Below are 25,854 nucleotides of genomic sequence, written 5' to 3' on the forward strand. Positions count from 1 at the left end.
GGGGCGGCTAAACCGCCCCAAAGCATCAGGAAACGTGCTGCAAAAACTCCTGCAGGCGCGCGCCTGGCGGGTTGTCGATCAGCGCTGCCGGATCGCCATCTTCCGCGATGCGGCCTTTATCAATGAAGATCAGACGTGAAGCGACTTTTTTTGCAAAGCCCACTTCGTGCGTCACGATAACCATAGTCATGCCTTCTTCCGCCAGATCCTGCATTACCTTGAGTACTTCATGGCGCAGCTCTGGATCCAGTGCGGAGGTCGGCTCATCAAACAGCATCATTTTCGGTTTGACCGCCAGCGCACGGGCGATAGCCACGCGCTGCTGCTGGCCGCCGGAAAGCTCGGACGGGAAGTGGTGGGCGCGTTCAGCCAGACCGACTTTACCCAGCAGCTCTTTCGCCAGCTTTTGCGCATCCGCTTTGTTAGCACCGCGCACGCGGATAGGGCCAAAGGCTACGTTGTCCAGCGCGCTCATCTGCGGAAACAGATGGAACTGCTGGAATACCATGCCCGCTTCCTGACGGATCAGGCGATCGTCTACTTTCGGATCGTTAACCTTCAGTCCATCGACGATTAGCTCGCCGCTGGTGATCTCTTCCAGCTTGTTAATGCAGCGCAGCAGCGTAGATTTGCCGGAGCCGGACGGCCCGATAATAACCACGACTTCGCCCTGTTTGATCGTCAGATCGATATTGTGCAGAACCTGCGTTTCGCCAAAATGTTTGGAGACGTTTTTAAATTCAATCACAGGATTTTCATCCTTTTTTCAATGCGACGCAGAACAAAGCTCAGCACCAGCGTAATAAACAGATAGATAACGGCCACGGCGCTCCAGATTTCCAGCGCGCGGAAGTTACCGGCAATAATTTCCTGACCCTGGCGCGTCAGTTCCGCCACGCCGATAACGATAAACAGCGAGGTATCTTTGATGCTGACGATCCACTGGTTGCCCAGCGGCGGCAGCATACGGCGCAGCGCCAGCGGCATGATGACATAGCGCAGCGTTTCGCGACTGGAAAGCCCCAGTGCCAGACCCGCTTCACGGAAGCCTTTATTGATGGAAAGCACGGCACCACGGGTGATTTCGGCGATATAGGCACCGGAGTTGATCATAATAGTCACAACCGCTGCGCTGAAGGGATCGATGCGTAAATCGTTAAAGGCCATCGGCAGGGCGAAGTAGATAAACATAACCTGGACGACAATCGGCGTGCCGCGGATCAGTTCGATAAAGACCAGCGCGATGTTGCGCGAAAGCCAGCCGCCATAGGCGCGGGCAAAACCGGCGACAAGACCGATAATCAGGCCGCCGAACAGGCCAAGGATGGAAATCCATAGCGTCAGTCGGGCGCCTTCAAGCAGGGCCGGGATAGATGGCCAAATGGCGCTCCAGTCAAACTGCATTGTTATTTCTCCGGGTCAAAACTTTGTTAGCGTGGAAAAAGGCAGGCGCGAGGCGCGCCTGCAAAAAAATAAAAATTATTATTTAGGTTCGCTGCCGAACCATTTTTTATAAATAGTGTTGTAGGTGCCGTTTTCACGCAGGGTTTTCAGTGCGCCATTAACTTTTTCGCGCAGTTCATCGCTGCCTTTAGGGAAGGCGATGCCGTAATCCTGTGCTTCGATAGAGTCGCCTACCGCTTTAAACTGGCCTTTGCCGGCGGTATGGATGAAATAAAGGATGTTTGGCGTATCATGCAGAACCGCATCCGCACGACCTGTACCCAGCTCCATATAGGCGTTGTCGATATTCGGGAACTGGCGCAGATCTTTGGATTTAATATGCTGCTTAGCATAGTCCACCGAACCTGTACCGCTCTTCACCGCGACGACTTTACCGTCTAAATCTTTGATGCCTTTAACCTGATCGTTGTTAGCTTTGACCATTACCAGCAGACCGCTTTTATAGTAGCTGTCAGAGAAATCAATCGCCTTTTTACGCTGATCGGTGATGGTGATGCCCGCCAGCGCCAGATCGACGTTACGGGTTTGCAGGCCAGGAATAATGCCGCTGAAATCCATAGGCTTAAGGGTGTAATCCAGATTCAGCTGCTTAGCGATGGCGGCCCAGAGTTCCACATCGAAGCCAACATATTGGTTACCCTGTTTGAACTCAAAAGGCACAAAGGCGGTGTCGGTAGCGACAACCAGCTTTTTTTCTGCGGCGGTAGAGGAGACGGCAAACGCCAGCGTCAGCGCAGCCAGGGAAAACTTAACAAGTGACTTCATCTTTTTATCCTTATTGCCGTCGGACAAGCGCTTTGTCCGATTAAATGCCAGCAGCCATATGAAAGAATCGTGCCAGGTTTTCAAAAGATATTGAAAACAGCACGTTGAATCAATTTAGCCGGGATATTCACGCCTGTAGCAGCGTCATGCACCATCATGAGGCACCATAATGGTGCATGACGTTCATAATGGTGCAAATCAGTTTTAACCTGGCGGAGGATAAAAAACAAAGTGAAAAGGATTAGGAAGGAAAGAAAAATTATATTTTTAGCGTAGCTGACTATCTTTACTACCGCGACGGTTATAAAGCGTCGCTGCCTGCTGTTTATCACGTTCTGCCTGGCATTGCAGGCAAAATTGCACGCCGGGTAATGCTACACGGCGGGCTTGCGGAATAGCTTCGCCACACTCTTCACAAAACTCGGCGCTAACACCCTGGTGCATTGCACGCCTGGCGCGCATCACAGCATCTTCTACCGTAGAGTCAATTTGTTCCTGTACGGCATCGTCACGTGCCCAACCGCTGGCCATCGCATTCTCCTCCATATAAGAAGAGCAGATGAAAGGCCTCATCTGCTCTACAATTACTCTATGAAAAGCGGGCTGTTTTGGCAGCCCAGCCTGACTTACTCGATATTGGATTCAATGAACCACAGGAACTTGTCCAGATCGCGTGAAGCCGCGGTGAAGATATCTGCAGTATCTTCGTCTTCTACTTCTGTAATAGCTTTACGGGTATCATTAGCTACCACAGCGTAACGCTCTGCCAACGCTTTCAGGTGATCCTGAACAGTATGGATATTTAGCGGATAGCTTTTCAGTGGGGTTCGGTCATTAACGACCTGAGTGGTACCCAGCGCTACGCCGCCCAGCTGGACTACACGCTCCGCGATAGTATCCTGATGGTCAGTAATAGTAGTACGGAATCCATCCAGCATTTCATGTACGCCAATAAAGTTTGCGCCACGCATGTTCCAGTGCGCCTGCTTGGTAATCAGGGATAAATCAATGAATTCCGTTACCAGACGATTCAGCACTTCAATAGTGGCTTTTTTCTCTTCATCAGCCACGTTGTTGCGGGTGTAATGCAGATCGGTTGAAGTCGTTTTTACCAGTTTAGCGGTACTCATCATTAATATCCTCTTAATGGTCAGTTATCCTGAATGTACCGATCAAGTATAGCAGCGCTTTCCGCGCCTGCCATAAAGATACTGCCTATCGTATAAATAGCAGCCGCCTTACAGCTTAACTGGCTGGTATTGCTGTGATTTATTTTGGTAAATGAGATTAATAAATATTCTCATTAAGAGCGAGAGGGGTAATCTTTTGATTATAAATGCAATTTTATTTTCATGGCCGCAGGCAAAAAAAGAGATATAGAACCTGTGCGCGCGTATAAATTATTTTATCATCTCAGATTTATCTGACTTAAGTAAAATAATCCTCCGTTAACAGAGGATTATTTAAATTGCCGTAGCGGGAAGGCGCAGGTGTAAAAATATAGCTACTTAGCCGACTCGTTAAGAGATTCAATTTTGGGTTTAGCGGGGCGAAGCGTTAGCGTGGCTCCTGCCGAAGCTATAATTATCGCCAGCAGGCCCAGCCACTGCGGCAGCGTCAGCAGCTCGCCTAAAAAAAGCATGCCGGAAAAGGCGCCCATCGCCGGTTCAAGACTCATCAAAGTGCCGAAAGTTTTAGCCGGCAGTCGGGTCAGCGCCACCATTTCCAGCGTGTAGGGAAAAGCGGTAGAAAGCACGGCCACCGCCAGGGCGATAGGCAATATCGACAGATTCCAGATACCGCTGTCGGCGAAGGTAAAACCAACCGGGACAAATACCAGCGAAGCAATCAGCGATCCCACGGCTACGGTAGCCGGGCCATGCTCTGCGCCCGCTCGCTGGCCGCTCAGGATGTAAATAGCCCAGCATGCGCCTGCCGTCAGCGCCAGCAACGCGCCTTTGGGATCTACACCCGCCATGCTTTTACCCAGCGGCAGCAGAAACCAGAGACCAGCCAGCGCCAGCGCCACCCACAGAAAATCAAGCGGCTTTCTTGAACCCACCAGCGCCAGCGTTAGCGGGCCAACAAACTCCAGCGCTACGGCGATACCTAAAGGCACGGTGCGGATTGACAGGTAAAAGGTGTAATTCATCGCGCCCAGCGCCAGGCCATAAAAGATCAGCGGCACTACCCGTTGGCGGCTGAAGCGCAGGCGCCAGGGTTTAAAAATTACGAACAGAATCAGCGTTCCCAGCATAAGGCGTAAAGCAGTGATACCTGGCGCGCCGACAAGAGGGAAAAGTGTTTTAGCCAGGGATGCGCCACTTTGAATAGATATCATGGCAAGTAACAGCAGCAGCACGGGTAGCCAGATCGGGGAAGCGCGAGAAGAAGAGAAAGACATCCTTAGAACCAACCTTATTTGTCCATCAAGTGAGAAAAAAGTTCCCTGGAGTGTATCAACAGCCGGGAAAAAATCGCAGATTCAGCCCCTAAAAAAGGTTAAGGAAATTCGGAAAAAAGGGGATGGGAAGGTAAAGAAGTGTCAATTTATTTAAGATTTATCTCAATGAACAAATTTTTACATTGCGGGTCGGGTGAAGCGGTAATGCCGAAAATTTCTGAAAAAATAACAAGATACAATGAATCATTAACGTCCTGTTACACCAAACATTGTCTTGGACAACAAAAACGGGGCAGAGTTTCTGCCTGAGTTTTGTTATATTTTCAGCGTTGTCAGGAGATAAGTACTTTCACATTTGAGGTGGTTATGAAAAAAATTGCATGTCTTTCAGCACTGGCTTGCGTACTGGCGGTTTCTGCTGGTTCAGCAATGGCACAGAGCACTGTTTCCGGTGGTTACGCACAAAGCGATATGCAGGGCGTGGCTAACAAAGCCAACGGTTTCAACCTGAAATACCGCTACGAAAACGGCAGCGATCCGCTGGGCTGGATCGGTTCTTTCACCTACACCGAGAAAGATCGTACCGATGCTGGCGTTTATAACAAAGGTCAGTACTACGGCATCACCGCAGGTCCTGCTTTCCGTCTGAATGACTGGGCAAGCATCTACGGCGTGGTGGGTATCGGCTACGGTAAATTCCAGCAGAACGCAGCAGACCGTGTTAAGTCTGACTCCAGCGACGTTGGCGTTTCCTACGGCGCAGGCTTCCAGTTCAACCCAGGCATCGAAAACGTTGCTCTGGATGTTGGCTACGAGCAGAGCCGTATCCGCAGCGTAGACGTTGGCACCTGGATCGCTGGCGTAGGCTACAGCTTCTAAGCTTGCTGAACAACCAGCTTCGGCTGGCTGATAAAAAATCCGCCCAGGTGGCGGATTTTTTTATGCCTGTCGGTTACCGGGTTTGGTCTCCGCCGTCAGCATCTCCAGCAGTTTCAGCCGTAGCGTGAAAGGGGAGCGACAGAGCAGCTTGAGTAAAAGTGGCTTTTGCATCGTCTTCTCCTTTGTTCGCTTTATCATCAGGTATAGCACAGGCTATAATTCGTAGCTACTGCTATTGCGCGAAATTTTGTGCTTCTTTGAGCTTCGATTACAATGTGGCACCAACAGGCTGATGCGGATATCAGGCGTCAGTAATAATAAAGAGGAAGCTGAATGAGTCGTCGCGCGAAAACCGCAGTACCTGCGCCACTAAAAGAAATAGAAGAGCACGTTGAAGGCTTCCGGCAGGTGCGTGAAGCCCATCGGCGCGAGCTGATCGATGACTACGTTGAGCTAATTTCCGATCTCATCCGTGAATTTGGCGAGGCCCGCCAGGTGGATATGGCGGCGCGTCTTGGCGTTTCTCAGCCAACCGTGGCGAAGATGCTGAAAAGGCTGGCAACAGCGGGACTGGTTGAGCAGGTTCCCTATCGTGGTGTTTTCCTGACGGAAGAAGGCGAAGCGCTGGCAGAAGAGAGCCGCAAGCGGCACCACATTGTTGAAACTTTCCTGCTGGCGCTGGGCATTAGTCCCGATACGGCCCGTCGCGATGCGGAAGGGCTGGAACATCACGTCAGCGACGAAACCCTGGCTATTTTCCAGCAGTTTTATGAAAGCCGTCAGTAATGGGTGAATAATGGCAATGCTGCTCAGGCCTTTCCTGCAAGATCGCTTACTGCATCTGTTGGTTTTACTGGGCCTGGCGCTGGCCTGCTTTGCGCCTTTTTCCCTGCGGCAGCTGCCTGCGGCGGTTGACTGGTCGACGATACTGACGCTGTGCGGGCTGCTGATGCTGACCAAAGGCATTGAGGCCAGCGGCTATTTTGACGTGCTGGGCAGGCGGCTGGTGCAGCGCTTTCGCACCCGGCGCTCGCTGGCGCTGTTTTTGGTTGCCGCTGCTGCACTGCTTTCCACCTTTCTTACTAATGACGTCGCGCTTTTTATCCTGGTGCCGTTAACGCTGACGTTACGTCGCTACTCTTCGCTGCCAATTACCCGGCTGATCATCTTTGAAGCGCTGGCGGTCAACGCCGGTTCGCTGCTGACGCCGATTGGCAATCCGCAAAACATCTTGCTGTGGCAGCACGGTAAAGTTGGCTTTATTGGTTTTATCGGGCAGATGCTGCCGTTGGGCGGGGCGCTGATGCTTAGCCTGCTGCTGCTTACCGCGCTTTGCTTTTCTGGCAAACAAATTGAACGCGCAGAACAGCAGTCGGAGCCGCAGTGGCAGCGCTCGTTGCTGATTGCCAGCGTTATACTTTATCTGCTGTTTATTGCTGCGCTGGAGTTGGGCTATACCGCGTGGGGCGTGCTGGTAGTGTTTCTGGTGTTTCTCAGCATCTCACGCCGCACGCTGTTAGCCATTGACTGGAGCCTGCTGGCGGTCTTTATCGCTATGTTTGTAGATGTTTTTCTGCTGACCAGACTGCCCGCCTCGCAGCATCTTCTCCAACAGATCCCCCAGCTATCAGAAGGTAAACAGTTTCTGTTGGCCATAGGCCTGTCGCAAATTATCAGTAACGTTCCGGCCACCATTCTGCTGCTGGCGAATCTGCCTGCCAGCACTCTGTTGGCATGGGCGGTGAATATTGGCGGTTTCGGTCTGCTGCCCGGTTCACTGGCCAATCTTATCGCTCTGCGCATGGCGAAAGATCGCGCCGTCTGGCTGCACTTTCATTTCTACTCGCTGCCCATGCTATTGTGGGCAATGGCGCTGGGCTGGCTGCTGCTTTTAGGCATTGGTGCGCTCTGACCTGAGTCTTGTCTGACTTCGTAAAGAAACACTGGCATTTGTCAATTTTGGCCCTATGTTTATAACAGCGTGAATCTTGCGGGCTCGGTTTGGGCCCGCCGTAACCTGATGAGAACTATGGCTAATCAATCAAATTCTTCCTCAGATGATGACCAGCGTCATCCACAAAATAATTCGCAATCGAATAACGACAAGGAAAACGGCCAGCGGCAGGACCACGGCCAGCAAAAAGATGACGAGCAGCCGGAGCGCAAACGGCCCGGCAAAAAACCGCTGATTATTCTGGCAGTCGTGGTCATAGTGATGATTATCGTTGGTTTTTACTTCTGGTTTACCGGCCGGAATATCGAAACCACCGACGATGCCTTTACCGAAGCGGACGCGGTCACTATCGCGCCTAAAGCTTCCGGCTATGTCACTAAGCTGCTGGTTACTGACAACCAGCGGGTGAAAAAAGGCGATCTGCTGGTAGTTATCGATCCGCAGGATAATCAGGCCCAGCGCGATCAGGCGCAGGCGCAGCTTGGTCTGGCTACTGCCCAACTGCATCAGGCTCAGGCGCAGCTGGCGCTTTCCCGCGTGCAGTATCCGGCGCAGAAAGATCAGGCGCTGGCGCAGCAGGCAAAGGCGGAAGCCAACTACCTGAACGCGCAGGAAGACTATAAACGCCAGCGCGGTGTCGATCCGCGTGCCACTTCGCAGCGAAATATTGATGCCGCAAGCGCGCAATTGAGAAGCGCTAAAGCCGAGCTGGCAAGCGCAAAAGCGCAGGTTGAAGTCGCCTCGCAAATCCAACTGCAAATCCGCCAGCAGGAAACCAATGTTGAAGCGCGCCAGCAGCAGGTGGAGCAGGCGAAAGCGCAGCTGAATACGGCTAATCTGAACCTTTCCTATACCGAAGTACGCGCGCCTTACGATGGCTTTGTCACCAAGCGCAATGTGCAGGTCGGCACGCTGGTGCAGGCTGGCACCTCGCTGTTTTCGCTGGTGTCGCCAAATGTCTGGATCACCGCTAATTTCAAAGAATCTCAGCTTGAGCGTATGAATCCGGGCGATAAGGTGACTATTTCCGTAGATGCCTGGCCGGATATGAAGCTGGAAGGGCACGTAGACAGCATCCAGATGGGCTCCGGTTCGCGCTTCTCGACTTTCCCGTCAGAAAATGCGACCGGCAACTATGTGAAAATTGTTCAGCGCGTACCGGTGAAAATCGTGATTGATAAAGGTCTGGATCCCAACCGACCGCTACCGCTGGGCCTGTCGGTTGAGCCTGAGGTAACGGTGGAATGAGTCACGGCCAGAGCTGGCAGCCAGCCAGCAATCCCTGGCTGGTCGCCATGACGGTGACGCTGGCGGTGTTTATGGAGATCCTGGACACCACCATCGTCAACGTGGCGCTGCCGCACGTGGCCGGTTCGCTCTCCTCCAGCTATGACGAATCGACCTGGGTGCTGACTTCCTATCTGGTGGCGAACGGCATAGTCTTACCTATTTCCGCTTTCCTTAGCCGCGTATTCGGCCGCAAGCAGTTCTTTTTAATCTGTATTGTGATGTTTACCGTCTGCTCTTTTCTCTGCGGCATCGCTACCGAACTGTGGCAAATCATCCTGTTCAGGGTGCTACAGGGCTTTTTCGGCGGCGGCCTGCAGCCGGTGCAGCAGTCGGTGCTGCTGGATTACTTTAAGCCGGAGGATCGCGGTAAAGCGTTCGGTCTCTCTTCTATCGCCATTATCGTTGCGCCGGTGCTTGGCCCAACGCTGGGCGGCTGGATCACCGATAACTACAGCTGGCGCTGGGTGTTCTTTATCAATATTCCCGTTGGTATTCTGAGCGTGCTGGCTATCTATCAGCTGCTGGAAGATCCGCCGTGGGAACGCAAGATGGCGAAGGGCAAGCTGTCCATTGACTATATTGGCATCAGCCTGATTACGCTGGGGCTTGGCTGTCTACAGGTATTCCTTGATCGTGGCGAGGATGATGACTGGTTCAGTTCAAACTTTATCGTGACTTTCGCTATTTTGAGCGCCATAGGTCTGGTCGGCGCGGTCTATTGGCTACTTTATGCGAAGAAACCGGTAGTGGATCTGCATGTACTGAAAGATCGCAATTTTGCCGTTGCCAGTATTTTAATGTCCGGTATGGCGGCTATTCTCTACGGCAGTTCCGTGGTTATTCCTCAACTTGCGCAGCAGGATTTGGGCTATACCGCGACCTGGTCGGGCCTGGTGCTTTCGCCTGGCGCAGTGCTGATCGTGCTGACTATCCCGCTGGTGCTGAAGCTGATGCCGATTGTGCAAACGCGCTGGATTATCGCCTTCGGTTTTACCTGCCTGTTTGTTTCGTTTATCTACTCTGCGCAGCTAACGCCGAACATCGATTTCACTACGCTGGTCATGATGCGCAGTGCACAAACCATCGGTCTGGGTTTCCTTTTCGTGCCGCTAACGACCATTGCTTTCGTAACTATCCCGCAAAAGCTGAACGCGGACGCTTCAGCGCTGTTTACCATGTGCCGTAACGTGGCGGGTTCGATCGGTATCTCGCTATCAACCGCGATGATTACAGAGCGGGAGCAGGCGCGTAGTGCGCATATGGTGCATAACATGACGCCGCTTAACGAGCCTTTTAACCTGACGGTAGAACGCTGGGCGCAAGGGGTAAGAGACTTTACCTCGGCTGTTGGCGATCCTCTTACTATAGCGACCGGACAGGTCTATAAAGAAATGATCGCTCAGGCGCGCATTCTGGCCTATATCGATGTCTTTATGGGGCTAAGCATCCTGGCCCTGGTTCTTATTCCATTTTGTTTACTGCTGGCGCCAATCAAGAGCGAGGGCAGTGCAGGAGCACACTGACATGAACGTTATTCCTTTATTCCCACGTTCGCGGCTCGGCGTGCTGCTGGTTGCGACTATTGCATTATCAGCCTGTACCGTCGGGCCTGACTACCGCGCGCCTGAACCTTCCACGCCAGCCGCTTTTAACTCGCTGGCATCGGATCGCGCTTCACGTCCTCAGGCTACCGTGACTAATCCGGGCTGGTGGAAATCATTTAACGATCCTCAGTTAAACAGCCTGATCGATCGCGCTATCGCCGGGAATTTGAGTTTGCAGCAGGCAGTGCTGCGCATCGCTGGTTCCCGTCAGCAGCTTAATCAGGCTCGCGGCGCCTGGTTCCCCTCGATTAACGGGCAGGCTTCGGCACAGCGCCAGCAGCTCGGCCTGAAAGGCGAGCTGGAATCCAACGGCGTTTATAGCCAGCTGGATCAGGTTGGAGGCGAGAACGATACCGATCTCAGTTCGGCGCTGAACGGGCTGACCAAACCGGTTGGGCTTTATCAGGGCAGTTTCGATGCCTCCTGGGAGCTGGATTTGTGGGGCAAAGTGCGCCGTCAGGTTGAGGCGGCAGGCGCGCAGCAGCAGGAATCATTGGAAAGCCGTAACGATGCGCTGGTATCACTTGAAGCGGAAGTAGCTCGCACTTACCTACAGCTGCGCGGCGCGCAACTAATCAGCCAGACGCTGCAAACACAAATCGAGGTGGCGCAGCAAACGCTTGAGCTAACGCAGAGCCAGCAACGCAACGGTCTGGCACCGCAGATGGATGTGGAAAACGCTCGCGCTCAGTTACATTCACTGCGTGCGCAGCTGCCGCAGTATGAGTCGCAAATTCACCAGGCGATGAACGGGCTGGCCGTGTTGATCGGCAAACCACCAGGCGCGCTGGATGCGGAGCTGGCGGTGCCAAAAGCAATGCCAGATTTACCGAAAGCGGTATCGGTAGGGCTACCATCCACGCTGGCGCGACGCCGTCCGGACGTGCGGCAGGCAGAAGCAAGACTGCATGAGGCGACGGCGAATATCGGCGTTTCCGTGGCGCAGCTTTTCCCGGATTTCTCGCTTACCGGACAGTTCGGCATGCGTAATACCGAGGCCAGCTATCTGGATAACTGGAGCAGCCATTTCTATAGCTACGGCGCTTCGGTTTCCCTGCCCATTTTCCAGGGTGGCAGACTGGTTTCCGGCGTGAAGCTGGCGAGAGCAGAGCAGGCCAGCGCCGCGCTGGGCTATCGCCAGACGGTGTTGACTGCCCTGCAGGATGTGGAAAATGCACTGGTTAGCTACCGTACCGATCAGCAGCAGGTGGAAGGGCTGGATCAAACGGTGGATGCATTGCAGAATGCCTTCGATCTGGCTAATGACAGCTACGGTAAAGGACTCTCTTCATTTATCGACGCGCTGACCGCACAGCGCCAGCTGGCGCAGGCGAAGCAGCAGGCCGCCTCTGCCAGAGTGCAAACCAGTCTGGATCTGGTGGCGCTCTACAAGGCGCTCGGCGGCGGCTGGGAGCTTTATCAAAACATACAGCTGCCGAACTATTCGGTGTTCGGTCCGGCAGAAACCGGCGATACGCCGCCCGCAGGCTGACGTTGAGCAAGCTGGCGGAAGCGCAATGCTTTCGCCAGCTCTGTTGATAGCTGCCTTTTCATCACCTGCCTTAACTCTCTGCGGCTTTCCGTCGCCAGCCTGTTTCTTCTGACTCTTCCCTGCCGTTGGCTTACTTTTGTCTGAACTGAAAGTTTATGACGTTTTTATCCCGCTATTCGCTTCGCCGTCACTTTATTCGTTGCGGCGGAATAACCCTATAAGTCGAAAATAGGTTGATGTTTTTCCATCAAAATGAAATAAAATTTCTATTGGCTGGGTTAGCGCTTTTTGTGCCTGAACTCAAGATATGGCTGATAAAGGTGAAACTAATACGGATTTTATGATACTCGCGTCACAAAACCAGCAATACTCTGAGAGCTGTGCCGCAAAATTTAATTTTCATTGTTATTTTAAATGAAAAAAACAGACTAAGTTAAGGACCTGGAGAACTCACCGGGCGCCGCTTTTTTTTGGCGGCCCGATCTGCGAATAACGATAAGAGGTCGATCACCATGCCAAAAGAACAATATCTCACGCCCAACCGGGCATCAGGGCCTAACAGCACATCGCGAACGGAACCCTTTGTTAAGGTTATCGCCGTTATCGCCACGCTGGGCGGCCTGCTGTTTGGCTACGACACCGGCGTTATCTCCGGCGCGCTGCTGTTTATGGGCAGTGAACTGCATTTAACGCCGTTTACTACCGGGCTGGTCACCAGTTCGCTGCTGTTCGGTGCCGCGTTCGGTGCGCTGGTTTCCGGGCATTTTGCTGCGGCAGCCGGGCGGAAGAAAATCATTATTGTCCTTGCGGTAATTTTTGCTGTTGGCGCGCTGGGCACCTCAATGGCGCCTGATGTGAACTGGATGATTTTCTTCCGCCTGGTGTTAGGCGTGGCGGTAGGCGGCGCGGCAGCCACCGTGCCCGTCTATATCGCAGAGATAGCGCCAGCCAACAAGCGGGGGCAATTAGTTACCCTGCAGGAGCTGATGATCGTTTCCGGTCAGATGCTGGCCTATATCTCCAATGCCGGCTTTAATGCAGCCTGGGGCGGCGAGCAAACCTGGCGCTGGATGCTGGCGATCGCGACCATCCCGGCCGTGGCGCTCTGGTTTGGCATGATGTTTATGCCGGATACGCCGCGCTGGTACGCGATGAAAGGGCGGCTGGCGGAGGCGCGCAAGGTGCTGGAGCGTACCCGTGCCAAAAGCGACGTAGAGTGGGAACTGACGGAGATCGAAGAGACCCTCAGCGAAGAAGAGAACAAAGGCAAGCCCAGCCTGAAAGAGCTGCGCAAGCCATGGCTATTTAAACTGTTCCTGATCGGTATCGGCGTGGCGGTTATTCAGCAGCTTTCCGGCGTCAATACCATTATGTATTACGCACCTACCATGCTGAAAGCGGTTGGCATGAGCACCGATGCGGCGCTGTTCGCCACTATCGCTAACGGCGCTATCTCCGTGTTGATGACCTTCGTGGGTATCTGGCTGCTGGGCCGGCTCGGGCGCCGCACCATGACTATGATCGGCCAGTTCGGCTGTACCGCCTGCCTGCTGTTTATCGGCTGTATCAGCTATTTTATGCCGGAAACGGTTAACGGCCAGCCCGATGTTATGCGTAGCTATCTGGTACTGCTGGGGATGCTGATGTTTCTGAGCTTCCAGCAGGGCGCGCTGTCGCCGGTCACCTGGCTGCTGCTTTCCGAAATCTTCCCGACTCGCCTGCGCGGTATCTTTATGGGCGGCGCGGTATTCGCCATGTGGATCGCTAACTTCCTTATTTCGCTGGCCTTTCCGATGTTGCTGGCGACGGTTGGGCTTTCCGGCGCCTTCTTTATTTTCGCCTTTATCGGCCTGTTCGGCGCAGCCTTCGTCATTAAGTGCGTGCCGGAAACGCGTAACCGTAGCCTGGAGCAGATTGAGCACTATCTGCATGACTGGTTGAGCAGCGATACCGAAACCCGGCCGATGCCGGCACCGAAACGCAAGGCGGAAAGCCATTAGCGAAAAGGGTAGCCTTCTGCGGGCGGCGGTGTATTCGCCGCCCCTTTTTTTTGGCATAATGCGCGCTGATTTATTATCCCATCGCAAACGAAAGGCTATCCTGTGCTAGTTTCCAGCAACGTCACCATGCAGTTTGGCAGTAAGCCGCTGTTCGAAAATATCTCTGTCAAATTTGGCGGCGGCAACCGCTATGGCCTGATCGGCGCCAACGGTAGCGGAAAGTCTACCTTTATGAAAATCCTCGGTGGCGATCTGATGCCGACCGCGGGTAATGTTTCCCTCGATCCCAACGAGCGTATCGGTAAGCTGCGCCAGGATCAGTTCGCCTTTGAGCAGTACTCGGTGCTGGATACGGTAATCATGGGCCACGGCGAGCTGTGGGAAGTGAAAGAAGAGCGCGACCGGATTTATGCGCTGCCGGAAATGAGCGAAGAGGACGGCTATAAAGTGGCCGACCTGGAAGAGAAATATGGCGAAATGGATGGCTATACCGCAGAGTCCCGCGCCGGTGAACTGCTGCTGGGCGTTGGTATTCCGCTGGAGCAGCACTACGGCCCGATGAGCGAAGTAGCGCCAGGCTGGAAGCTGCGCGTGCTGCTGGCGCAGGCGCTGTTCTCTAATCCGGAAATTCTGCTGCTCGATGAACCGACCAACAACCTGGATATTGATACCATCCGCTGGCTGGAGCAGGTGCTGAACGAGCGTAACAGCACCATGATCATTATCTCGCACGACCGTCACTTCCTGAATATGGTCTGCACCCATATGGCCGATCTCGATTACGGCGAGCTGCGCGTTTATCCGGGCAACTACGACGAGTATATGACGGCGGCAACCCAGGCTCGTGAGCGTCTGCTGGCAGATAACGCCAAGAAAAAGGCGCAGATCAACGAGCTGCAATCTTTTGTCAGCCGCTTCAGCGCCAACGCATCCAAATCGCGCCAGGCAACTTCCCGCGCAAAACAGATTGATAAAATCAAGCTGGAAGAGGTGAAAGCCTCCAGCCGCCAGAACCCGTTTATCCGTTTTGAGCAGGACAAGAAACTGTTCCGTAATGCTCTGGAACTGGCGGAGCTGACCAAAGGCTTCGATCAGGGGCCGCTGTTTAAAAACGTCAATCTGCTGCTGGAAGTTGGCGAAAAGCTGGCTATTATCGGCCCGAACGGTATCGGTAAATCGACCCTGCTGAAAACGCTGGTCGGCGAGATCCAGCCGGATAACGGCACGGTTAAATGGTCGGAAAATGCCCGTATTGGCTACTATGCGCAGGACCACGCGCATGATTTCGCTAATGACCTGACGGTTTTCGACTGGATGAGCCAGTGGATGAAGGAAGGGGACGACGAGCAGGCGGTGCGCAGTATTCTGGGTCGCCTGTTGTTCAGCCAGGACGATATCAAAAAGCCCGCTAAGGTGCTTTCCGGTGGCGAAAAGGGCCGTATGCTGTTTGGCAAGCTGATGATGGACAAGCCGAACGTGCTGATTATGGACGAACCGACCAACCACCTGGATATGGAATCGATCGAGGCGCTGAATATGGCGCTGGAGATGTACGAAGGCACGTTGATTTTCGTCTCGCACGACCGTGAATTCGTTAGCTCGCTGGCAACCCGCGTGATTGAAATGACGCCGGGCAAAATCCACGACTTTACCGGCAACTACGAAGACTACCTGCGCAGCAAAGGGATCGTTTGATTGTTAAGAGCGGGGCGCTTGCTCCGCTCTGTAGGCCCGGCGAGCAGCCGGGTCAGATTTTCAGGATCGCCGTTTTGACAAACCAGAGGATGATAGCCGTCAGCGCCGGGATCAGCAGAGTCCAGGTGATTTTGCTGTCAATATTGCCGATTTTAGTCTCCAGGCTTTCGAATCTCGCATCCACTTTTCTGAACTGCTCGTCTACTTTTTTGAATTGCTCATCAACCCTGTTAAAGCGTTCATCCACTCTTTCAAAGCGTTCATCGACTCTTTTAAACTGTTCATCCACTCTTTCAAAGCGTTCATCGACTCTTTTAAACTGCTCGTCGATTTTAATAAATTTCTCATTAAACCCGCTGAACTGCTCATCGATTTTCTCGAATCTGGCATTGGCGCGCATATCGCAGGCGCCGATCTCCCTGAGCAATTCCACGCGCATCTCATATTGATCGGACTTAAGCTCCGCTTTAAGCTCGGCGAGATCGGCCTTAGTGGCGAAATTTTCTGAACGTGCGGTTAAGACGGCCAGATCGAGTTTGATCTGATGAGTATCTTCTTCAAGGTGCTCTACGCGCTGCGTTAACTTTTCCATTGTCTTTTCCTTTCCCTGTTCCTTTTTTTCAGGCTCGTTGAGCCTGAAGGCGAGTTTTTCCATAACCATTTTTCCTTTCCCTGTAAATTACTCCTGTTGTTACTGCCAGTCGATAACGCCAGAAACATCATGTCTGGCGAAACCAAAAGGATATATAAAGAACAAGGTGGAAAAGATGATAAAAAACAAGTTATAGAAATTTTCAGCCATTTCTGAATTACATGCTCCAGGTCATTCCAGATAATTTTAACCTGATGCTCCGCTGTGCCCATTACCTTTCGCAGGCCAAAAGATGCAACAAAGCCGCTTTATAGCAAGCGCCAGGGCGAATATTAGCTATTGATGTAAATGAAAGCGCCCCAGCGTAATAAGTGTTTGCCTTTAAGTTTTTTGATAACGGAGAGAGGCTGTGGGTTTGGTTTCCGGAATTATATAAATACTGGTTTCACTGCACCTCAACCCGATTCCTTCCTCTGGCTTTCGCACTGTAAAGCGCTTTATCTGCCTGGCCGATTAGCGTCTGGCGATCTTCTTGTCTGTCGCCGGACATTACATGTAGCCCTATGCTGATGGTAACTACTTTAGCCTCGCTTTCGCTGTTACGATGTGGGATCGCCAAAGCAGCAACGGTCACTCTTATTTTCTCTGCCAGCTTAAGGGCGGCTTCCTGACCGCAGTCGCCGAGAATCACAGCAAACTCCTCGCCGCCATAGCGCGCAAATAAATCATCGGGGCGATGATGAATTCCCTGTAATGCGTGACCAACGTATTTCAGGCACTCATCGCCAGCCAGGTGTCCGTAGGTGTCGTTAAAACGCTTGAAAGAGTCTACGTCTATCATCAGCAACGCCAGCGGTGTTCGCAGCTTAGCAGCACGCTCAAGGCTACGATCCAGATAGAGATCGAACTGACGGCGATTTGCCAGGCCGGTAAGGCTATCCACCAGCGCCAGCGTTTGTAGCGTATGGTTCATTGCCGTCAGTCTGTCGCGCGCTTGTGCCAGCTCTTTTTGATCGCGGATGGTATAGGCGATATTACGCAGCAGCAGCCAGCCCAGCGCGGCAATTACCAGCAGCAGCAGCACGCAAAGAGTCAGATAGACTACCAGCTCGGTTAGCCATTCCTGCACCAGCTGTTGCTTATCGTAGCCGACAGTCACCACCAGCGGATAACGTTTCAGGCTGGCGTAGCCGAAAAGACGCTCGACGCCGTCCAGGGCGGCTTTATAGTTCGCCGTTCCGCTGGAAGAAGCCTTCAGCAAATGGGTAAACAGCGGGCTGTTAGCAATATTGCGGTTAAGCAGGTTATCGGCAAAAGGGCGTACGTAGAGGATATCGCCGGTATGAGTCATCAGCGCCAGCAGGCCCTTATCGCCCAGATTGTAATAGCTAAAGATTTGCCGAAAATAGTCGATGCGCAGCGTAGCCAGCAGCACGCCGCGAAAAGTCCCGTCGCGGTTATTAAGCCTCATCGAGAGCGGAATAACCAGATCGCCCGTGCTGCGGCTACGGATCACTTCATCAATGTGCAGACCGGGATCGTTATGCTGCTGATGATATTTAAAGTAGGCGCGGTCGGCATTGTTACTATGCTGATTAAGCATGCCCTGCGATGTCAGCACCCAGTTGCCAGCGCTGTCATAGACAAACAGGCCATGCAGCTGCGGCAGCGAAGCTTTACGCTCCATTAACAGCGTGCGTAGATAGTTCTGCCGCTCGGCGTCCAGCCCGACCAGCGTTATGCGATCGCGCAAATCCTGTAGCGTCAGCTCGACAGGCAGCAGCGTATCTTCAGACTGGCGTGACAGCGACTGGGATAAGTTGTGAGCATCATTCTGTGTTTCATTCACAATACGCTGCCAGATGCTGTAAACCACCCAGCCGTTTACCAACACCACGGCGCAGCCAATCACCAGTAAAAAGATGATTAGCAGGCGACGCAGGCTTTGCATGCTGACATCGGGCTGCGGGCGATGCTCCTCGCTCATGAAATTCTCCCTGACGCGACATTCGCAGTGATCTAACTATAGCGGCAGTAGCAAGAATTGGTTGTTTCTACAGCCGAAACGGCCAGAGAATGGGCGCGCCGTAGCAAAAAGGGCGCGCGGGTGGTTAGCTGTTGCCGCAAACTTCGCAGTGAGGATCTTTCGGCAGCTTAAGCGTGCGGAATTGCAGCGTCATGGCATCGTACATCAGTAGTTTGCCTGCCACGGCTTCGCCATAACCGGTTAACAGACGGATGGCTTCCATTGCCTGCAGCGAACCAATCACGCCGACCAGCGGCGCCATTACGCCAGCCTCTACGCAGCTGAGCGTGGCCTGGCCGAACAGGCGGCTCAGGCAGCGATAGCAGGGTTCCGCTTCCTGCCAGGTAAAAACGCTGATTTGGCCTTCCATACGGATTGCCGCGCCGGAAACCAGTGGCGTTTTGCTGGCGAAGCAGAGGCGGTTTAGCTGCTCGCGAGTGGTAACGTTATCGGTACAGTCCAGAACAACATCGTGTTGAGCGATCAGCGTAGAAAGCTCTTCATCTTCAAGCTGCCGATCCACCGTCTCCAGCTTAATATAAGGATTGATTTCGCTAAGCTGCTGGCGAGCGGATTCGACCTTTGCCACGCCAACCTGCGCGTCGCGATGTAAAATTTGCCGCTGTAGGTTAGAAACGGAAACCGTATCGAAATCCAGTAGCGTCAGTTGACCAACGCCAGCGGAAGCCAGATAAGGGCTGGTGGCGCAGCCCAGCCCGCCCAGCCCGACAATCAGCGCTTTTGCCGCTTTTAGCCGCTCCTGGCCATCGAAATCAAAGCCGCGCAGCACGATCTGACGATTGTAGCGCAGCATCTCTTCGTCGCTGAGTTCAGGATGCATTACCCCTCCAGCAGACTGTTAAATGGCTCGACTTCAACCCACTCTCCGGCCTGAACGTTGCCGCGCTCGCGCTCCAGCACGATAAAGCAGTTCGCCTGACTAAAAGAGCTGAAAACGTGCGAGCCCTGTGGGCCGGTGCTGCTGACCTCCAGTTCGCCCTGAGCGTTACGCGCCAGCCTGCCACGCTGGAAATCGAGCCTGCCCGGCGTTTTTTTCAGGTTACTGGCGCTTTTCACCCGCTGGCGCGGCGGTAGCGCAGGGGCGGCAAGGCCGCTAAGCTTCGCCAGCAGCGGCTGGACAAGCTGATAAAAGGTCAGCGCGGCGGAAACGGGATTGCCGGGCAGACCACAGAACCAGCTGTTCTGCAGGCGGCCAAAAGCGAACGGCTTGCCCGGCTTGATCGCCAGCTTCCAGAAGCCGACTTTACCCAGCTCTTCCAGCATAGCTTTAGTGTAATCCGCTTCGCCTACCGACACGCCACCGCTGCTGATCACTACGTCCGCCTGGCTATCCGCTTCGATAAAAGCGGCACGCAGCGCGGTTTGGTTATCACGGATAATGCCCAGATCTATCACCTCGCAGCCCAGCTTTTCCAGCATCAGACGCACCGCGAAGCGGTTAGTATCATAGATCTGACCAGCAGCCAGAGGTTCACCAACTGGCTGTAGCTCATCGCCAGTAGAGAACACTGCCACGCGCAGTCGGCGTTTGACAGTGACTTCTGCTACGCCCAGCGATGCCAGCAGAGGCAGTTCCGCAGCGCCCAGGCGTACGCCAGCATTCAGCACACCTGCGCCTTGCTTAATATCCTCGCCGGCCAGGCGAATATTTTGTCCTGCATTGGCCTGGGCTAAAAAGCGAATTTTATCTTCGGCCTGTTCGGTCTCTTCCTGCATCACTACGGCTTCTGCGCCTTCCGGTACAGGCGCACCTGTCATAATGCGAATGCAGCTACCTTCCGGCCATTCGCCGTTAAAAGGCGCGCCGGCAAAAGCTTTACCAGCAATAGCCAACGGCTCACCTGATGTCAGATCGGCCAGGCGAACGGCGTAGCCATCCATCGCGGAATTGGCGAAAGGGGGAACGTCGATGGGAGAGATAACGGCGGCGGCAGTAATCCTGCCTGTTGCCGCTGTCAGCGGCAGCGTCTCTGTTTCGGCAACCGGCGTGATGCGAGCCAGCATGGTAGACAACGCATCGTCAAGGGAGATGAGTCCCGCAGTAAAAGCTTCCATAACGTCCTCGGCGTGCCCGTCGGCGCGGGCAGGCATGCAATCAAATAAATTATTATGGCGTGAATTGCCATTATGGTCACGTAAAGCCGCCGCTGGTTATAAATCATAAGCTTTCGTTATTATCACCGCGCCAACTTTCTGCTTTACATCACTTTACAGCCTGCCTATAGTCAAAAACGGTCACAATTTGACAAAACTATTCTAACACAGTGTTTTTCTTGCCGATTTGGCACGCAGGGTAAAACGGATTATGAGCAGATCAGCGATCGTTATTCACGGCGGCGCCGGGGCTATTGCCCGCGCCAGCATGAGCGCAGAGAAAGAGCGGCTTTATATTGAGGCGCTCTCAGCCATTGTCACCAGTGGACAAGCCATTTTAGCAAACGGCGGCAGCGCGCTGGATGCGGTAACAGAAGCCGTGCGCCAGTTGGAAGAGTGTCCGCTGTTCAACGCGGGTAAAGGCGCCGTGTTTACCCATCAGGGTACGCATGAACTTGATGCCTGCATAATGGATGGAAGGTCACTGGAAGCGGGCGCGGTTGCCGGAGTAAAGCAAGTGCGCAATCCAGTTTTGGCGGCGCGAGCCGTGCTGGAAAAAAGCCCACACGTCATGCTTATCGGCGAGGGCGCGGAGAATTTTGCTTTCGAACAAGGGCTTGCGCCTGTAGCACCTGATTTTTTCTCTACGCCAGAGCGCTGGGAACAACTGCAACGCGCGCTGGCAACCCAGCAAACGCTGTTGGATCATGATGGCGCGGCGCAGGCTTCCGACGATCCGCTGGATCCAGACCGTAAATTCGGTACCGTAGGCGCGGTAGCGCTGGACAAAGCAGGGAATCTGGCGGCGGCTACCTCTACCGGCGGCATGACCAATAAGCAGGTCGGACGCGTAGGCGATTCGCCCATTCCAGGCGCAGGCTGCTATGCCAACAATGCCAACGTGGCGGTTTCCTGCACCGGTAGCGGCGAAGTATTTATGCGTACGCTGGCAGCCTACGATATTGCGGCGCTGATGGAATACGGCGGCCTGTCGCTGAAAGAAGCCAGCGAGCGGGTAGTGATGGAAAAAATAAAAGTGTTGGGCGGCAGCGGCGGCGTGATAGCGATAGACCGCGAAGGCAATATTGCGCTGCCCTTTAACAGTGAAGGCATGTATCGGGGTTTTGGCTACGTGGGCGATGCGCCAAACGTAGGAATCTATCGCGAAGAATAGGGAGTCAGGATGGCCAGTGGATCCGACCTGTCCGCCGGACAGGTTCTGTCGGTCAAAAACTTGAGCGTCAGTTTTAAGCAGGAAAGCGAAACTGTGCGCGCGGTTAAAAATTTGTCGCTTGAGGTGCAGCGTGGCGAAACGCTGGCTATTGTGGGTGAATCCGGCTCGGGGAAATCCGTCACCTCGCTGGCGCTGATGCGGCTGGTGGAGCAGGGCGGCGGCCAAATCGACAGCGGCGAAATCTGGCTGAGGCGCCGTAACGGCGAGGTTATTGACCTCGCTACTATGCCGCAATCAGGGCTGCGCAGCGTGCGCGGCGCCGATATGGCGATGATTTTTCAGGAGCCAATGACCTCGCTGAACCCGGTTTTTTCCGTCGGCGATCAGATAGCGGAATCCATTATCCTGCATCAGGGAATGAGCCGCCGCGAGGCGTTGAAAGAGGCGGAGCGCATGCTGGATCTGGTGCGTATCCCCGAGGCTCGCAACGTGCTGGGGCGCTTCCCACATCAGCTTTCCGGCGGTATGCGCCAACGGGTAATGATCGCCATGGCGCTCTCCTGCCGACCTGCGTTGCTGATTGCCGACGAACCTACCACGGCGCTGGATGTCACTATCCAGGCGCAAATCCTGCAGCTGATCCGCGTGCTGCAAAAAGAGATGCAAATGGGCGTAATTTTTATTACGCACGATATGGGCGTAGTGGCGGAGATGGCCGACCGTGTCCAGGTCATGTATCGCGGTGATGTGGTAGAGACCGGCCCGGTAGAGGCAATTTTTCAGCAGCCGCAGCAGGAGTATACCAGGGCGCTGCTGGCCGCCGTGCCCAAACTGGGCGCGATGCGAGGCAAACCTTTCCCGGCGCGTTTCCCTTTAATTACGCCGGACGGTGAAAGGCAAGAGGAAGCGCAGGATACGGTAATCGCAGAGTCGCCGCCGGTGCTACAGGTGCGCGATCTGGTTACACGCTTCGATATTCGCAGCGGTATCCTGAATCGCGTGACGCGCCGCGTACATGCCGTGGAGAAAGTCAGCTTCGATCTGCATGCGGGCGAAACTCTGGCGCTGGTCGGCGAATCAGGCTGCGGCAAATCCACCACCGGCCGTTCGCTGCTGCGGCTGGTCGCCAGCCAGGGCGGTACTATTACCTTTAATGGCCAGCGCATCGATAATCTCAGCGGCGCCGCGCTTTCCCATCTGCGGCGCGATATCCAGTTTATTTTCCAGGATCCCTACGCTTCGCTCGATCCCAGACTAACAGTTGGCTTCTCCATTATGGAACCTCTGTTAGTGCACGGCGTGGCAAAAGGCAAAGAGGCCGAGGAGCGGGTTGCCTGGCTGCTGGAACGCGTTGGCCTGCTGCCGGAACATGCGCGACGCTACCCGCATGAATTTTCCGGCGGCCAGCGGCAGCGTATCTGTATTGCCCGCGCGCTGGCGCTGAATCCTAAAGTGGTTATCGCTGATGAATCCGTTTCAGCACTTGATGTCTCCGTACAGGCGCAAATCGTCAATTTGATGATGGATTTGCAGCGTGAATTCGGCATCGCTTTTCTGTTTATTTCCCACGATATGGCGGTGGTAGAAAGGATCAGCCATCGCGTCGCGGTAATGTACCTGGGGCAAATCGTAGAGATAGGTTCACGTCAGGCCGTATTTGAAAACCCTCAGCATCCCTATACGCGCAAGCTGATGTCCGCCGTGCCGGTAGCCAACCCTCATCATCGTCACCGCGAAAGGGCGCTACTGGTAGATGAAATACCCAGCCCGATTCGGGCCGTAGGCGACGAGCCGGAAGTAGCGAAGCTGGTGGAAGTCAGCGCCGGGCATTATGTCGCCCGTCACGCCGTCTGAAGTGCTGCACAATAACATCACAGGAGAAAAAGCATGATTATGAAACGCAAGCTGCTGGTGGCTGCCGGGATCCTGAGCGGCCTGGCGGCGATACCGGCCTGGGCGGCGAAGGACGCCGTGATTGCCGTAGGTTCAAACTTCACTACGCTCGATCCTTACGACGCTAATGACACGCTATCGCAGGCGGTAGCCAAATCCTTCTATCAGGGGCTGTTCGGCTTCGATAAAGAGATGAAGCTGGTTAACGTGCTGGCGAAGAGCTATGAGGCCAGCAAGGATGGACTAACCTATACCATCAAGCTGCGCAGCGGCATTAAGTTTCAGGACGGTACCGATTTCAATGCCGAAGCGGTCAAGGTGAATCTGGATCGTGCCAGTAATCCGGATAATCATCTCAAGCGCTATAACCTGTTTAAGTCGGTGGCGACAACGGAAGTGGTCGATCCCACTACGGTAAAAATTACCCTGAAGCAGCCGTTCTCTGCCTTTATCAATACGTTTGCCAGCCCGGCAGCAGCAATGATTTCGCCAACGGCGTTGAAAAAATATGGTAAAGAGATCGGTTTCCATCCGGTGGGAACCGGCCCTTACGAGCTGGAGACCTGGAACCAGACCGATTTTGTAAAGGTAAAAAAATTCACGGGCTACTGGAAGCCGGGCTATCCGAAGCTGGACAGCATTACCTGGCGTCCGGTGGTGGATAACAATACCCGTGCCGCTATGCTGCAAACCGGCGAGGCAAACTTTGCTTTCCCTATTCCCTACGAGCAGGCCAAACTGCTGGAGAAAAACAACAAGCTGGATTTAGTGACTTCACCGTCGATCATGCAGCGCTATATCAGTTTTAACGTTACGCAAAAGCCGTTCGACAATCCAAAAGTGCGTGAAGCGATCAACTATGCCATCAATCGCCAGGCGCTGGTGAAGGTCGCTTTTGCCGGCTATGCCGAGCCGGCTACCGGTATAGTGCCGCCATCGATTCAGTATGCGCAAAGCTACCCGGCACCACAATACAACCCGGCTAAAGCGCGCGAGCTGTTAAAAGAAGCGGGCTATCCAAATGGTTTCAGCACCACGCTATGGTCTTCTCATAACCACAGCACGGCGCAAAAGGTTTTACAGTTTACTCAGCAGCAGCTGGCGCAGGTTGGCATTAAGGTTACGGTTACCGCAATGGATGCGGGACAGCGTGCGGCCCAGGTCGAGGATAAAGGCCAGAAAGAGAGCGGCGTGAAGATGTTCTATACCGGCTGGAGCGCCTCAACAGGCGAAGCCAACTGGGCGCTGACGCCGCTGTTCGCTACCCAGTCCTGGCCGCCGACTATCTTCAATACGGCCTTCTACAGCAATCCGCAGGTGGATAAAGATTTAGCCGACGCGCTGAACACTACCGACAATGAAAAGAAAGCGTCGCTGTATAAAGACGCGCAGGATCGTATCTGGAACGATCGTCCGTGGGCACCGCTGGTGGTAGAGAAGCTGGTTTCAGCCAATACCAAAAACCTGACGGGCTTCTATGTGATGCCGGACACCTCTTTCAGCTTTGACGACGCCGATCTGAAGTAGCCGCTGCGGCAGCGCCGGTCAATAGCGGCGCTGCCGTAAAGCGCAGGGAAAAGTATGCTTAACTATTTTATTAAACGCCTGCTGGGTCTGATCCCCACGCTGCTGATCGTGGCGGTGCTGGTTTTTCTGTTTGTCCATATGCTGCCGGGCGATCCGGCGAGGCTGGTAGCCGGGCCAGAAGCGGATGCCACCGTAGTAGCGCTGGTGCGCCAGCAGCTTGGCCTGGATCAGCCGCTTATTCAGCAATTTTGGCATTTTATCAGCCACGCGCTGCAAGGCGACTTTGGCCAGTCGATGGTTTCCCGGCGGCCAGTTTCGGCAGAGATTGCCCAGCGCTTTTTGCCTACGCTGTGGCTGACGCTGAGCAGCATGGTATGGTCGGTGGTGTTCGGCATGGCTATCGGAATAGTTTCCGCCGTCTGGCGCAATCGCTGGCCGGATCGCCTGGGGATGACGCTGGCCGTATCCGGCATCTCTTTTCCCGCCTTTGCGCTTGGAATGCTGCTGATGCAGATTTTCTCCGTAGAGCTGGGCTGGCTGCCAACCGTCGGTGCAGATGGCTGGCGTAACTATATTCTTCCTTCCATTACGCTGGGCGCGGCCGTCGCTGCGGTGATGGCGCGCTTTACACGCGCTTCCTTCGTTGAGGTGATGCAGGAAGACTACATGCGCACTGCAAGGGCAAAGGGAGTGCGCGAATCGCTGGTGGTAGTCAAGCATGGTTTGCGCAACGCCATGATCCCGGTTGTTACCATGATGGGCCTGCAATTTGGCTTTTTACTCGGCGGCTCGATTGTGGTGGAGGTGGTCTTTAACTGGCCTGGCCTGGGGCGTCTGCTGGTGGATTCTGTGGAGATGCGTGATTATCCGGTGGTACAGGCAGAAGTGCTGCTGTTTTCACTGGAATTTATTCTTATCAACCTGGTTGTCGATATGCTTTACGCGGCGATTAACCCGGCCATTCGCTATAAATAAGGACG

At 54.1% G+C, this 25,854-nt stretch carries 22 protein-coding genes; 12 read left to right on the forward strand and 10 right to left on the reverse strand.

The features are described 5' to 3' along the window. Positions 1–25: 25 nt before the first annotated feature. The 6 genes from glnQ to rhtA all read right to left on the reverse strand — a co-directional run bounded on the left by glnQ (position 26) and on the right by rhtA (position 4,633). Complete coding sequence (glnQ, locus tag ACETPC_RS10955; RefSeq protein ID WP_380181286.1) at positions 26–748, reverse strand: glutamine ABC transporter ATP-binding protein GlnQ; 723 nt, start codon at positions 746–748, stop codon at positions 26–28. Then, on the reverse strand, positions 745–1,404 hold the full coding sequence (gene glnP, locus ACETPC_RS10960; RefSeq protein WP_380181288.1) for a glutamine ABC transporter permease GlnP: 660 nt from the start codon (positions 1,402–1,404) through the stop codon (positions 745–747). Before glnP ends, glnQ begins: the two co-directional genes overlap by 4 nt. A gap of 78 nt (positions 1,405–1,482) precedes the next feature. Further along, the gene (gene glnH, locus ACETPC_RS10965) at positions 1,483–2,229 is read right to left on the reverse strand and encodes a glutamine ABC transporter substrate-binding protein GlnH (RefSeq protein ID WP_380181290.1); all 747 of its coding nucleotides are present in this window, start codon (positions 2,227–2,229) and stop codon (positions 1,483–1,485) included. 267 nt (positions 2,230–2,496) lie between these two features. After that, positions 2,497–2,760 carry a DksA/TraR family C4-type zinc finger protein gene (locus tag ACETPC_RS10970; protein WP_380181292.1) on the reverse strand — a complete coding sequence of 88 codons (264 nt, stop codon included), beginning with the start codon at positions 2,758–2,760 and terminating at the stop codon, positions 2,497–2,499. Between the two features lie 95 nt (positions 2,761–2,855). Beyond that, on the reverse strand, positions 2,856–3,359 hold the full coding sequence (gene dps, locus ACETPC_RS10975; RefSeq protein ID WP_380181732.1) for a DNA starvation/stationary phase protection protein Dps: 504 nt from the start codon (positions 3,357–3,359) through the stop codon (positions 2,856–2,858). A gap of 374 nt (positions 3,360–3,733) precedes the next feature. Then, positions 3,734–4,633, reverse strand: coding sequence for a threonine/homoserine exporter RhtA (gene rhtA / locus ACETPC_RS10980; protein WP_380181294.1), 900 nt, complete (start codon positions 4,631–4,633; stop codon positions 3,734–3,736). A gap of 366 nt (positions 4,634–4,999) precedes the next feature. Between rhtA and ompX the strand changes: the two genes are divergently transcribed. From ompX to ACETPC_RS11020, 8 genes are all read left to right on the forward strand, one after another. Beyond that, positions 5,000–5,512, forward strand: coding sequence for an outer membrane protein OmpX (gene ompX, locus ACETPC_RS10985; RefSeq protein WP_380181296.1), 513 nt, complete (start codon positions 5,000–5,002; stop codon positions 5,510–5,512). A 333-nt stretch (positions 5,513–5,845) separates the two neighbouring features. After that, on the forward strand, positions 5,846–6,298 hold the full coding sequence (mntR, locus tag ACETPC_RS10990) for a manganese-binding transcriptional regulator MntR (RefSeq protein WP_380181298.1): 453 nt from the start codon (positions 5,846–5,848) through the stop codon (positions 6,296–6,298). A 10-nt stretch (positions 6,299–6,308) separates the two neighbouring features. Then, the gene (locus tag ACETPC_RS10995) at positions 6,309–7,424 is read left to right on the forward strand and encodes an SLC13 family permease (RefSeq protein WP_380181300.1); all 1,116 of its coding nucleotides are present in this window, start codon (positions 6,309–6,311) and stop codon (positions 7,422–7,424) included. A gap of 108 nt (positions 7,425–7,532) precedes the next feature. Beyond that, a complete protein-coding gene (locus ACETPC_RS11000) occupies positions 7,533–8,714 on the forward strand; it encodes an HlyD family secretion protein (RefSeq protein ID WP_380181302.1) in 1,182 nt (393 codons plus the stop codon). After that, complete coding sequence (locus ACETPC_RS11005) at positions 8,711–10,279, forward strand: DHA2 family efflux MFS transporter permease subunit (RefSeq protein WP_380181304.1); 1,569 nt, start codon at positions 8,711–8,713, stop codon at positions 10,277–10,279. The genes ACETPC_RS11000 and ACETPC_RS11005 overlap by 4 nt, the downstream gene beginning before the upstream one ends. A gap of 1 nt (position 10,280) precedes the next feature. Then, entirely contained in the window at positions 10,281–11,852 is a 1,572-nt protein-coding gene (locus ACETPC_RS11010) for an efflux transporter outer membrane subunit (protein ID WP_380181306.1), read from the forward strand. Between the two features lie 512 nt (positions 11,853–12,364). Next, entirely contained in the window at positions 12,365–13,852 is a 1,488-nt protein-coding gene (locus tag ACETPC_RS11015; protein ID WP_380181308.1) for a sugar porter family MFS transporter, read from the forward strand. Positions 13,853–13,954: 102 nt separating this feature from the next. Then, positions 13,955–15,547 carry an ABC-F family ATPase gene (locus ACETPC_RS11020; RefSeq protein WP_380181310.1) on the forward strand — a complete coding sequence of 531 codons (1,593 nt, stop codon included), beginning with the start codon at positions 13,955–13,957 and terminating at the stop codon, positions 15,545–15,547. A gap of 52 nt (positions 15,548–15,599) precedes the next feature. Here the strand turns inward: ACETPC_RS11020 and ACETPC_RS11025 are convergent, their stop codons facing one another. The 4 genes from ACETPC_RS11025 to moeA all read right to left on the reverse strand — a co-directional run bounded on the left by ACETPC_RS11025 (position 15,600) and on the right by moeA (position 20,241). Next, positions 15,600–16,139: a hypothetical protein gene (locus tag ACETPC_RS11025; protein WP_380181312.1), complete on the reverse strand. Its 540-nt coding sequence runs from the start codon at positions 16,137–16,139 to the stop codon at positions 15,600–15,602. A gap of 445 nt (positions 16,140–16,584) precedes the next feature. After that, a complete protein-coding gene (locus ACETPC_RS11030) occupies positions 16,585–18,126 on the reverse strand; it encodes a diguanylate cyclase domain-containing protein (RefSeq protein ID WP_380181314.1) in 1,542 nt (513 codons plus the stop codon). A 124-nt stretch (positions 18,127–18,250) separates the two neighbouring features. Next, a complete protein-coding gene (gene moeB, locus ACETPC_RS11035) occupies positions 18,251–19,006 on the reverse strand; it encodes a molybdopterin-synthase adenylyltransferase MoeB (RefSeq protein ID WP_380181316.1) in 756 nt (251 codons plus the stop codon). After that, positions 19,006–20,241: a molybdopterin molybdotransferase MoeA gene (moeA, locus tag ACETPC_RS11040; protein WP_380181318.1), complete on the reverse strand. Its 1,236-nt coding sequence runs from the start codon at positions 20,239–20,241 to the stop codon at positions 19,006–19,008. The genes moeB and moeA overlap by 1 nt, the downstream gene beginning before the upstream one ends. 250 nt (positions 20,242–20,491) lie before the next feature. Here moeA and ACETPC_RS11045 point away from each other — a divergent pair, with 250 nt between their 5' ends. From ACETPC_RS11045 to gsiC, 4 genes are read left to right on the forward strand one after another with little or no spacing between them, the layout of a single operon-like run. Then, positions 20,492–21,454 carry an isoaspartyl peptidase/L-asparaginase gene (locus ACETPC_RS11045; protein ID WP_380181320.1) on the forward strand — a complete coding sequence of 321 codons (963 nt, stop codon included), beginning with the start codon at positions 20,492–20,494 and terminating at the stop codon, positions 21,452–21,454. A gap of 9 nt (positions 21,455–21,463) precedes the next feature. Then, entirely contained in the window at positions 21,464–23,308 is a 1,845-nt protein-coding gene (gene gsiA / locus ACETPC_RS11050) for a glutathione ABC transporter ATP-binding protein GsiA (protein ID WP_380181322.1), read from the forward strand. Between the two features lie 33 nt (positions 23,309–23,341). Continuing rightward, a complete protein-coding gene (gene gsiB / locus ACETPC_RS11055; protein ID WP_380181324.1) occupies positions 23,342–24,874 on the forward strand; it encodes a glutathione ABC transporter substrate-binding protein GsiB in 1,533 nt (510 codons plus the stop codon). A 54-nt stretch (positions 24,875–24,928) separates the two neighbouring features. After that, positions 24,929–25,849, forward strand: a complete 921-nt coding sequence (gene gsiC / locus ACETPC_RS11060; RefSeq protein WP_380181326.1) for a glutathione ABC transporter permease GsiC — start codon at positions 24,929–24,931, stop codon at positions 25,847–25,849. The last annotated feature ends 5 nt before the right edge of the window (positions 25,850–25,854 follow it).

Source organism: Pantoea sp. sgz302252 (assembly GCF_042610525.1).
In the GTDB taxonomy this organism is placed as follows: Bacteria; Pseudomonadota; Gammaproteobacteria; order Enterobacterales; family Enterobacteriaceae; genus Erwinia.